Origin of the sequence: Aeromonas sp. S12(2024), assembly GCF_041402305.1 — a bacterium.
Lineage (GTDB): Bacteria > Pseudomonadota > Gammaproteobacteria > Enterobacterales > Aeromonadaceae > Aeromonas > Aeromonas veronii.
The window spans coordinates 1-1499 of record NZ_JBGLRB010000039.1; the positions used below are offsets into that span (position 1 = coordinate 1).

The following is a 1499-nucleotide window of genomic DNA, read 5'->3' on the forward strand; positions in this document are numbered from 1 at the left end:
ATTACGGGTACCGGTATTACCAGCCGTGGGTGGGTCGTTGGTTGAACGCAGACCCAGCGGGGACGGTGGATGGGCTGAACCTGTACCGGATGGTGCGCAATAATCCTGTGAAATTTATGGACAATACAGGCCTTAATGGAGAGGGCTTTTTGTATGCACCATTTTCCTCCCCTGATGTGGTCATCCAAGCTGCAACCCATAATATACGTCGCGAACAGAGTGGTAAGTCTCCTCGAGTCCTGATCAGTCAAAACTCACAGGATAGAATATCCCTTGAACAATACAGGAGCAATCAGATCGCAACTCGGAATGCGATGATCCAAAAAATTCAAGGCACAATGAATGACATTATGCAAATGGCTAACGTGCCCCAGGATCAAATAGCCAATTTTTTGGGCGTAGATACCTTTAACGAAATGATGTCAAATATGAATAGGCTCAAAGGCCAAGTCAACGCGTTGAACCAACTCTCAATCACTAGCAACACTATACTGAGCACACTATCCTCAGCTCAGCAGCATAAACTGTACATTCTCGGGCACGGTGGTCCGGGCAAGAATTTTCTAGCAGCTGACCAGGATATGGCTATGGGTATGGCTACTGCTAGTGAGGTCGCTCGTCAGTTGGCAACAGGGGGGCTTGAAAAGGAGTTCATCGACATACGGGCTCTGGCTTGCAACAGTGCTGATACTCGGGAGCCACGCTCATTCCAAGGTAATGACCTCATGGAAGCGAGCTTGCCGATAACGAAAAGAACGGGTCTTTTCGGGCTTTTTGGCAAAAAGCGTGTTGTGGCCGAACCTTTTGCCCAAACACTGAGCAATGAGCTGTCTAGAGAGGGCTTCGGGCAAGCTAAGGTCAGTGGCTATCACGGCGCTGGCGTTACATTCTCGAATAACCATCACATGCGCCGCTTACTAAATGGTCAAACGCCTGATGTGCGAGCCTCCTCCGTTCGGCGCCAGTTTTAAGTGTACTGGTTGCATATTCCGGCCGTTCATGAACCCCCAGTGGCAGGGTAGTTGTCGCCTGATTTTTTTTCACTGGGGGCTCGAGCTGTAAAATGGCTAATCACAGGATTGCGCCTGAGCTTAGGGAGAGATCCATCATGCATATGATGCCCCTATAACTGGAGCCTCAGACAGGTCACTGTGATATTGGTGTTGGCATTGCAACTGTTCATGGCTGGCGAAAACAACTGGAACCAGAGGGGGTGATTGTACAGATCTGGTTATCACCTGACGCCGGCCTCAAACCGGTGTCTTGTTTACGCTACGTTAGTGCGCACTTCCTTCGGTATCAATTTCAGACCCTTCTTGAACATGTTGTAGGGGGTTTGACCCTCCATCATCCTGCCTTGATGTGGCCGCTATTGGAGTCCTCTTGTGTGGGTAACGAATGCGATGGGCGGCAATCTGCCTATTGGGGTAAATTGCCGCGTTGTTGTCGTTGTGGTGCGGCGAGTGGCACGCAGTACATAGACATGCGCAAGGTGAGCC

Annotated in this window: 1 protein-coding gene; it reads left to right on the forward strand. The window is 50.2% G+C overall.

Translation table 11 applies throughout. From position 1 onward, the window contains the following. A partial coding sequence (locus tag ACB035_RS20420; RefSeq protein ID WP_371168029.1) for an RHS repeat-associated core domain-containing protein occupies positions 1 to 971 on the forward strand: 971 nt, incomplete at its 5' end. Positions 972 to 1499: the final 528 nt, after the last annotated feature.